The following is a 9,011-nucleotide window of genomic DNA, read 5'->3' on the forward strand; positions in this document are numbered from 1 at the left end:
ACCTGTCCGACGTCAAGCTGGTCTTCGACACCCGTGACGTCGCGCACCCGGATGACTGGGCTCGTCTGGCGGACAACGGGATACGGGTGCTCGGCCTCACCCCGGCCGGTGCTGCGCCGTACTGTGTGCCGGCGGTGAACCTGGACGCACACCTGGACGCGCCGACCCTGCACCTGGGCACCTGGGCAGCACAGGCGACAGTGCCGATCGTCGCCGCGGTGGCGCTCAGTGGGATCGTGTCCTACGCCGAGGCCGTGTCGTCGCTCTCGACGAAGTCCGCCGGGCCCGGTGCCCGCGCCGATATCGACGGGTTCATCGAATCGACGGCCCAAGCCCTGCAAGTGGTGGCCGGTGCGGAGCGAGCCAAAGCGGTGCTGATCCTTAATCCGGCTGAACCACCGATGGTGTTGCGCAACACTGTGTTCTGTCTCGTCGATGATGTGGAGGGCGGACCCGCCCAGCGACAGCGGATCGAGACTGACGTGCTCGCCATGGTCGACAAGGTCAGTGCCTACGTGCCCGGCTACCGGCTCAAGCATCGGGTGCAGTTCGAAACGTTCGGTGCTGACAATTCGCTCTACATTCCCGAAACCGGCAAGTTCACCGGCACCAAGGTGACCGTTCTGCTCGAGGTGGCCGCCGCTGCGGACCACCTACCGGTCCATGCCGGCAACATCGACCTGATTACCTCGGCGGCAAAGGTCACCGCTGTGCGGATCGCCGATGCCAGCGAAACCATTGGAGCCCCATCGTGATTCACGGCCTCTACATCAGCGACGTCACCCTGCGCGACGGCATGCATGCCGTGCGGCACCGGTACACCATCGAACAAGCCACCGCCGTCGCCAAGGCACTGGACGGCGCGGGCGTGGACTCCATCGAAGTCGCGCACGGCGACGGTTTGGGCGGATCCAGCTGCATCTACGGCTTCGGCGCGCATACCGACCTGGAATGGATCGAAGCCGTCGCCGGCGTCGTGCGCCGCGCCAAGGTTGCCACCCTGCTGCTGCCCGGGATCGGCAGCGTCGCGAACCTCAAAGACGCGTGCCGCGCCGGAGCCGGCGTTGTGCGCGTTGGTACGCATTGCACCGAAGCCGACCTCGCTGCCCGTTACCTTGCCGCCGCTCGTGAGCTTGGGATGGAGGCGGTGGGCTTTTTGATGATGAGCCACATGACCACACCAACCGCGTTGGCGGAGCAAGCCAAGCTGCTCGAAGGCTACGGCGCCACCTGCGTCTACGTCGTCGACTCCGGTGGCGCCATGACCATGCGAGACACGGCCGAGCGCGTCGGTGCGCTGCGCCAAAGCCTGCTTCCGACAACGGAGATCGGGATCCACGCGCATCACAATATGTCGCTCGGCGTCGCCAACTCCGTCGTCGCTGTCGAGCACGGCGCCAACCGCGTCGACGCCTCATTGACTGGTATGGGTGCCGGAGCGGGCAATGCGCCGCTCGAGGTGTTCGTCGCGGTCGCCGACCGGCTGGGCTGGTATCACGGCTGCGACCTACACGCCCTCGAAGATGCCGCCGACGACATCGTCCGGCCGTTGCAGGAGCGGCCGGTGCGGGTGGACCGGGAAACGCTCACCCTGGGTTACGCAGGTGTCTACTCCAGCTTCCTGCGGCACGCCGAAGTCGCCGCCGAACGCTACGGTGTGGAACCGCGCGAGTTGCTCGAGGAGGCAGGGCGCCGCGGCATGGTCGGCGGCCAGGAAGACATGCTTTACGACATCGCCCTCGACCTGAACGCCAAGGGAGCGGCGCCATGACTTCACCGGCATCGAACGACGAGCAAGCCGACTCGAGGAGGCCGCCGACGCCCTGCTCGTCGCCGCAGCGGACGACGCCACGACTTCCCCGTCCGGCACGGCGATTCCAGACACCACAGCCGCTTTTGCATTCCGCCACTTTGGAATTGACTTCGTCGGCCACTATAACCGCCCAAAGGTGGACGCCGATTCCTCGACATCGGATCATCAAGTGCTCTTCGTCGCCAATCATGGCTTTGGCGGAATCTTCGACCTCAACGTCTTCGCGACAGGAGCCGCGCTCGAGCAACCGCAACTCGATCGGCATTTTGCGGCTGAAGGCGGCGCCGATCACCGTCGGCCCTGTCGTGTGGCCTGAGCATCGGTGGCGTGGGCATATTGCCCTATCTCCCTCTGCCGACCAAACTGCATACCCGCGTCCTGACCGCCAGCTTCGCCGAAACGTGCGAGGAGTCAGACGATTACGCCGCACGTGTCCAGGCGGTGATGCAGCTCGCGCTGTCGGAGATGACTAGCAACCGCCGACCCCTCCTGGGTTGAGTTTCTACCGCCGCGTACTCCGTTTCGAGGAAAGAATCGAATGACCATCACTTCACCGAGCCCACTTCTGAAGCCTCTGCGGATCGGCCGCCTGATGGTCCCAGGCCGGCTGTACAAGTCGGCAACGAGCGAAACCCGAGCCACGGAGCAGGGATACGTCACCGACGAACTTCTTGAATTCTACGAGCCGATGGTGCGCGCAGGCACACCGTTGATCGTGACAGGCAACCTTTTCGTATCACTGCAGGCGAAGTCGGCGGGGCGACAGGCGGGCATCGATTCCGACCACAAGAAGTCCGGCCTGCGTGATTGGGTGCAACTTGCCCACGGTGGTGGCAGCCTCCTTATTGCGCAACTCAACCATGGCGGCCGCCAAATGGTGCAATCGGCCGTTGCAGGCAATGCCACGGTGTCGGCGTCGTCGGTTCGCGAACCCCTGTACGGCACCAAGCCGCGGCCCCTGCGGACAGACGAGATACCTGCGCTGGTGGACACTTTCGCCGCCGCGGCTGCGCGCGCACGAGACGTTGGGTTCGACGGTGTGCAAATCCACGCCGCACACGGATACCTGCTGAGCCAGTTCCTCACCCCGCATACCAATCGACGCACCGATGACTACGGTGGCAGCCTCGACAATCGGATGCGCCTGCTCCGCGAGGTGTACCGGGCGATGCGTCAGCGCGTGGGTGATGATTTCCCAATCCTGTTGAAGATGAACGGCACTGACATGCTGCCGTTGCGTCGAGGGACAACCACGGATGAATTTGTGCGGGTCGCGAAGGTCATGGCTCACGACGGTATCGACGCAATCGAAATCTCACGCGGCCACTACGAGTCATGGCCCGGAATGGTTCTGGGCCACTACAAGGGCTTCATCAGCGGACAGGTAAAGGAGGGCTCAGGCACCGAGATGTCGCGGTGCCGCCGCATGGCGATGCTCGCCTTGGCGCCGGTCATTGAACGCACAGCGGAACACCTGGCGCCAGGGACCGAAGGATTCAACCTTTCGCAAGCTGAACAATTCGCGGCGCAGCTGGACATCCCGGTGATCTGCGTCGGCGGATTTCATACCGCCGAAGGCATGGAATCGGCGATAAATAGTGGTCGATGCGATGCGGTTTCGGCAGCACGGGCGTTCATCGCCGATCCATACCTATTCCAGAATGTGCAGCTGCCGGCGGCACCCGGAAGGCCGGTATGCGGATACTGCAACGGTTGCATCGCCCGCTTCGGCGGAAAACCGGTCGACTGCTGCAACGACTCCATTCGCGCTCGAAAGATGCTGATACTCAGCCGCAATGAATCCGCCTGACGTCGCGCTCGACACCAACGACAGGGAACCTCGATGAAACCTCACCGCGCGCCACTGCGGTCTGGGTACGAGGGGCATCCGCGGCGCCGCACCAGCAGGGCCGGTTCCCACCGCACCAGGCCGTACACCGGGCCCCGGGGTGCGGCTCGCATACCGCCTGTGGGGGCGAAACGCCCCCTGGGGGACACGCACAATGAAGACCGCTCATGAAGATCCGCATAGCGAGCGTGGCTCCCAAGAACTGGCCTTGATCAACCCTCTGCAGCGGTAGGAGCACTATGTCCGTCCCAATTCGCACCACCTCGGGTCTCTACCCCTTACGCCTGCGCGCGGATCTTCCGCGCGATGTCGCGTACGCGTACTGGGCCGGCCCGCACGCCGAGATCGCCAGGCGCCTTCCAAACCTGCTGGAGTACAACCAATATCATTTTTCGGCGACGGACCACGGATACTGGCCGGCCACCCATACCGTCGGCACGACGATCCCGTCGTCCTGGCCGATCGACGGGATGACCGAGGTGCGCTTGCCCGGCATGGCCGCCGCCCTTCGAGTGCCGCCGCACATGCGCGAGGTTTTCTTCGACGAGCAAAACGTCTTCGAGCATTGCATCGGTCATTTGACGGGACCCGGCGGTGGACGTTGGTGGACGACCGGTCACGACGACTCCGTCGGGCACCGCACGGTGCTGCTGCTACGCCGCCGCAGGGGCGTCTCAGGCCGGTCCTTCCGCGCGTTCATGCACACTGAGCTGGGTCCGGCGTTGCACACCGCCGGGGCACAAGATCTACGGACCTACGCGTTCCTGCCGCTGGTGCCCAGGGCGCATACGACTTTTGCTGTCTCGCATGAGAACCCGGCGTACCGGCGCCATCACGGAGCTGTCGTGTTCGGTAGCGGCAGCCGAGCTGAGGTCGCGGACATCATCGCCTCGCCCGAAGTAGCAGCCGCAGTGAAGGACCAGCACCTGACCTGCACCGCCGTCCATGCGTTCGCCGTCGACCGCACCGTCCCGGTGATTAGGATGCATTCCCGACCGCGATGACGGCGGGCACCGAGAACCACTCTCGCGCGGGTCGCCGACCAAGAAATGTGGCGTACTGACTCTGCCCACGTCTGCTGCGACGAAATTCGCCATGACCTACCCTTGTGAACCGGCCGTCGGGCCTGCCGCTGCGGTGAGCGTGAAGTGCACAGACGCCGACGGGGATAGGCGACCTACCTACTTGAGCTCGGCAGACGACAGGCCCAGCAATCGGCGGGCGACCACCAGCTGCTGGATCTGCTGAGTACCTTCGAAGATGTCCAGGATCTTGGAGTCGCGGCCCCACTTCTCCAGCATCGATTGCTCGGAATAGCCTGTGGTGCCTGCCAATTCGACCGCCTTGAGGGTCACGTCGCTGGCCACCCGGCCCGCCTTGGCCTTGCTCATCGAGGCTTCTTTGGAGTTGGGGATGTTGTTGTCGGCCTGCCATGCCGCACGCAGGGATAGCAGGTAGCTGGCCTCCCAGTCGGCTTCCATCCGCAGGAACTCGGCCGCCGCGCCGCTCTGGGCGTGCGACGGCTGGTCGTAGGAGATTTCCACGCCGGCATTGGTGAGGATCTTGCGAATTTCCTCCAGTGCGGCGCGCCCGATTCCGACGGCCATGGCGGCCACGATCGGCCGGGTGTTGTCGAAGGTCTCCATCACCCCGGCAAAGCCCTTGCCGACTTCGATTTCCGGGTTGCCCAACAGGTTTTCCTTGGGGATGCGGGCGTTAGTGAATCGGATCGTAGCGGTATCCGATCCCTTGATGCCGAGCTTCTTTTCGAGCCGTTCGACCGTGACGCCGGGGTGCTCGCGCGGCACGATGAACGACTTGATCGCCGGCCGCCCCAGCGACTTGTCCAGCGTGGCCCACACCACGATGTGGGTGGCGCGCGAACCGGCGGTGACGAAGATCTTCTCGCCGTTGATCACGTACTCGTCGCCGTCCAGCTCGGCCGTGGTGGACACCGCCGCCGAGTCCGACCCGAATCCCGGTTCGGTGATGGCCATCGCGGCCCACACCTTGCCCAGCCGTTGCAGCTGCTCGTCGGTGGCGACCCCACTGATGGCCGCGTTGCCCAGACCCTGATAAGGCAACGACAGCATCATCGCGACATCGCCCCAGCTGGCTTCGATCGCCTGGACCAGCGCGGCCATGTTGGGGCCGTTGTGGTTTGCCTCTCGGTCTGCCCCTTCGTCGCGGAACGCTTCGGCTCCGGCCATCGGCATCGATTCGGCGGCACCCTCGAACAGATTGATCAGGGTGTCCAGTTCGATCGGGTAGGCGTGTTCCTTCAGGTCGTACTTGCGCCCGAGCGGCCGCATGAACTCCGCGGCGCCCTGATGCGTCTTGACGATCACCGCTTGCAGCTTGCGCGGTAGCTCCAGATTGATTGCCATGATTGGTCTTTCGCTTAGAAGAGTAGGAACTCAGATGAGGACGACACCCTCGGCGACGCCGATGACCCGCAGGTCGCGGTACCAGCGTTCGACCGGGTGTTCCTTCGTGTATCCGTGGCCGCCGAGCAATTGCACGCCGTCCAGGCCGATCTGCATGCCCTTGTCGGTGCCGAGCCGCTTGGCCAGCGCCGCTTCGCGGGTGAACGTCAGGCCTTGTTCGGCGCGCGCCGCGCCGCGCCAGGTGATCATCCGCAACCCGTCCAACTCGATGGCGATGTTGGCGCACATGAACGCTACGGCTTGACGACGGGCGATCGGCTCGCCGAACGCCTGGCGCTCTTTGACGTAGGGAACGACATAGTCGAGCACCGCGTGCGACGTGCCGACCGCCAGTGCGGCCCAGCCCAGCCGGGACAGCGCAAGCGCCTCGGAATAATCCGCGTCAGTGGCTTCGTCTTCACCCAGCCGGGCGCTGAGCGGCACCGAAACCCCGTTGAGCTCAAGCTGACCCAGGGCCGCGGCGCGGATGCCCATGCTCGGGTCCGCCTTGACGGCCAGGCCGTTGCTGGACGACTCGACGATGAACAGCGCCGGCTTGCCGTTCAGCTGCGCGCCGACGATGAACAGTTCAGCCTGAGCCGCCGCCGGGACCAGGGACTTCACCCCGTCGAGTCGATACCCGGACGGGGTGCGCACCGCGGTGGTCTTCAGCCGGGTGGGGTCGAATAACGGCTGCGGTTCGGCGATGGCCACGCAGGCCTGCGGGACGTTCTCGCCGGCAAACTCGTTCAGGTAGGTGGCCTGCTGGTCGGCGCTGCCCCAGTTGGTCAGCGCGGAGGCCACGCCGCCGGGGGCCAGGATCGGTAGCGCCAGCCCCATGTCGCCGTAGGCCAGCGCCTCGGCCACCAACACATTGGTCACGCTGGAGCGGTGCGCGGCGATGCCGTCGAAATCCTCGGGGATGTTGATTGCGGTGATGCCCAGCTCGGCGGCCTTCGCGACCAGATCCGGCGGGTAGGCCGCCGCTTCGTCAGCGTCGTGCGCGGCCGGCCGCAGTATCTCCGCGGCGAATTCGTCGGCGGTCTCGATGATCAGCTTCTGATCGTCGTCGGGAGTCAGGTCGAAGTAGTCCTTGCCGCTGGACTTCAGCCGGGTCGGTCCGCTGCGCAGACTCTGCACCCGCTTGAACTGGCGGCTGGTGGCGGTGGCAGTGGTAAAGATCGTCTTCGTCCCATAGCGCAGGGTTCGGTTGAGCGGGTCGCGCAGATGGTATTTGTCCAGGAAGTCCTGGCCGACGATCGGAGCCAGCACCGCCAGCGCGATGTCGATCCCGGTACGTTTGTGCGGCGCCAGCCCCACACCCGTCTTGCGGCCGCGCCGCTTGAGCCGGGAGCGGGATGAACTGGGAAGAGTGTCGGTCATGTCAGCAGCCTCGGTCGTTGGGGCGATGGCAATAACCGTATCTTACTCCGGAGTAAGATAGCTAGGGTGTTAGGTAGTTCACACCCGATTCATGCAAAGCCTGCTCAGCACTTCTTCCTGCAATAGGCCGTTGGTCGCCACGGCGTTTCCGCCGTGCGGGCCGGGGGCGCCGTCCAGGGCGGTGAACTGCCCGCCCGCCTCACGGACCAGCACGTCCAGCGCCGCCAGGTCCCACAGCGACACCTCCGGCTCGGCGGCGACGTCGACGGCTCCTTCGGCCACCAGGCAATAAGACAGAAAGTCGCCGTAGGCACGCACCCGCCACACGGCATCGGTCAGGTCGACGAAGCGCTCGCGCAAGCCAAGCTGCGCCCACCCCGACAAACTGGAGAACGACAGGCTCGCCGAACCCAGCTCCGCCACCGAGGAAACCGAAAGCCGACGCGGCTGCCCGCCGTTAACCGACGCGAACGCGCCCTGGCCTCGGACCGCCCACCACCTGCGCTGCAGCGCCGGCGCGCTGACCACACCCACCGAGGGGACGCCGTCGTCGAGCAACGCGATCAAGCTCGCCCACACCGGCACTCCGCGCACGAAGTTCTTGGTGCCGTCGATCGGGTCGATGACCCACTGCCGTCCACTGAAAGTGGTTGTCCCACCGAATTCTTCGCCGAGGACGCTATCGTCGGGCCGGTCCCGCGCGAGCACCTCGCGCAAGTCGGATTCGACGGCCCGGTCGGCGTCGGTAACCGGAGTCAGATCCGGTTTGGTGTCAATACGCAGGTCCAGCGCGCCGAACCGGGTGGTGGTCAGCAGGTCTGCGCGGTCGGCCAGCATCAGTGCCAGCGCCAGATCGTCCTGACTGCTCATGCCAGCAGTCCTACCATGGCTGGGTGTGGGAATTCGGTCTTCTGCTCCTGCTGACCATGGTCCTGGTGGCGTTGCTGGTCCCGCGGTTCAGCCGCCGCGGTCCGAGTGGTGCCATGGTGGCCGGCACACTGCTGGTCACCGGGGTGAGCCCACGGCCGGACGCCAGCGGCGAGCAGTTCGTCACCATCGCCGGTGTCATGAACGGACCCACCGTCGACGAGTACGCGGTGTACCAGCGGATGGTCGTCGACGTCGACCAGTGGCCGAGCATCGGCCAATTGATGTCGGTGGTGTATTCGCCGAAGAACCCTGACAACTGGCGGTTCGCACCGAACGAATCACTCGGCTAGCTGCGCCGTCACCCGGCCGCGCCGATCGGCAATTATCGGCCTGCCCGAGCTAAACCTTGGCTATTCGGTCAGCTCCGAACCCCAATAGTGTTTGCAGATACCGCAGTTGCGGCGACGCCGGACTCTTCGACACGTGTAGGGACCAAAGTCCCTGATCTGGGGACCAACGCCTCTGGGGGCCGGGCTTCTGAGCCCATAACGTTCTGACCAGGACAAGGGATGAATAGCAGCCCCGCTCAGGCAGAGGAGAACGCGATGAGCAGCATTCAGTCAGCCCCGGCAGTCGTCGTCGGCGTCGACGGATCGAGGGCGGCAATACA

The 9,011-nt window shown here is 65.0% G+C and carries 9 protein-coding genes; 6 read left to right on the forward strand and 3 right to left on the reverse strand.

Going from position 1 to position 9,011, the window contains the following annotated elements; genetic code table 11:
- The 5 genes from VML93_RS34005 to VML93_RS34025 all read left to right on the forward strand — a co-directional run.
- A partial coding sequence (locus VML93_RS34005) for an acetaldehyde dehydrogenase (acetylating) (protein ID WP_325617535.1) occupies positions 1-755 on the forward strand: 755 nt, incomplete at its 5' end.
- Complete coding sequence (gene dmpG, locus VML93_RS34010; RefSeq protein WP_325617537.1) at positions 752-1,771, forward strand: 4-hydroxy-2-oxovalerate aldolase; 1,020 nt, start codon at positions 752-754, stop codon at positions 1,769-1,771. The genes VML93_RS34005 and dmpG, both read left to right, overlap by 4 nt.
- Before the next feature lie 211 nt (positions 1,772-1,982).
- On the forward strand, positions 1,983-2,129 hold the full coding sequence (locus VML93_RS34015; RefSeq protein ID WP_325617538.1) for a hypothetical protein: 147 nt from the start codon (positions 1,983-1,985) through the stop codon (positions 2,127-2,129).
- 222 nt (positions 2,130-2,351) lie between these two features.
- On the forward strand, positions 2,352-3,623 hold the full coding sequence (locus VML93_RS34020) for an NADH:flavin oxidoreductase (protein ID WP_325617539.1): 1,272 nt from the start codon (positions 2,352-2,354) through the stop codon (positions 3,621-3,623).
- A 278-nt stretch (positions 3,624-3,901) separates the two neighbouring features.
- Positions 3,902-4,666 (forward strand): hypothetical protein, encoded by a 765-nt coding sequence (locus tag VML93_RS34025; protein WP_325617541.1) that lies wholly within the window; start codon positions 3,902-3,904, stop codon positions 4,664-4,666.
- A 177-nt stretch (positions 4,667-4,843) separates the two neighbouring features.
- Here the strand turns inward: VML93_RS34025 and VML93_RS34030 are convergent, their stop codons facing one another.
- The 3 genes from VML93_RS34030 to hisN all read right to left on the reverse strand — a co-directional run bounded on the left by VML93_RS34030 (position 4,844) and on the right by hisN (position 8,341).
- Entirely contained in the window at positions 4,844-6,049 is a 1,206-nt protein-coding gene (locus VML93_RS34030; RefSeq protein WP_325617543.1) for an acyl-CoA dehydrogenase family protein, read from the reverse strand.
- Between the two features lie 30 nt (positions 6,050-6,079).
- Complete coding sequence (locus VML93_RS34035) at positions 6,080-7,471, reverse strand: acyl-CoA dehydrogenase family protein (protein WP_325617545.1); 1,392 nt, start codon at positions 7,469-7,471, stop codon at positions 6,080-6,082.
- A gap of 78 nt (positions 7,472-7,549) precedes the next feature.
- Complete coding sequence (gene hisN, locus VML93_RS34040) at positions 7,550-8,341, reverse strand: histidinol-phosphatase (protein WP_325617547.1); 792 nt, start codon at positions 8,339-8,341, stop codon at positions 7,550-7,552.
- Between the two features lie 23 nt (positions 8,342-8,364).
- On the opposite strand from hisN, the gene VML93_RS34045 reads away from it, so the two are divergent.
- Positions 8,365-8,691, forward strand: a complete 327-nt coding sequence (locus VML93_RS34045) for a hypothetical protein (RefSeq protein ID WP_325617548.1) — start codon at positions 8,365-8,367, stop codon at positions 8,689-8,691.
- Positions 8,692-9,011 lie beyond the last annotated feature (320 nt).

It is taken from the genome of Mycobacterium sp. (genome assembly GCF_035499775.1).
Taxonomy (GTDB): domain Bacteria; phylum Actinomycetota; class Actinomycetes; order Mycobacteriales; family Mycobacteriaceae; genus Mycobacterium.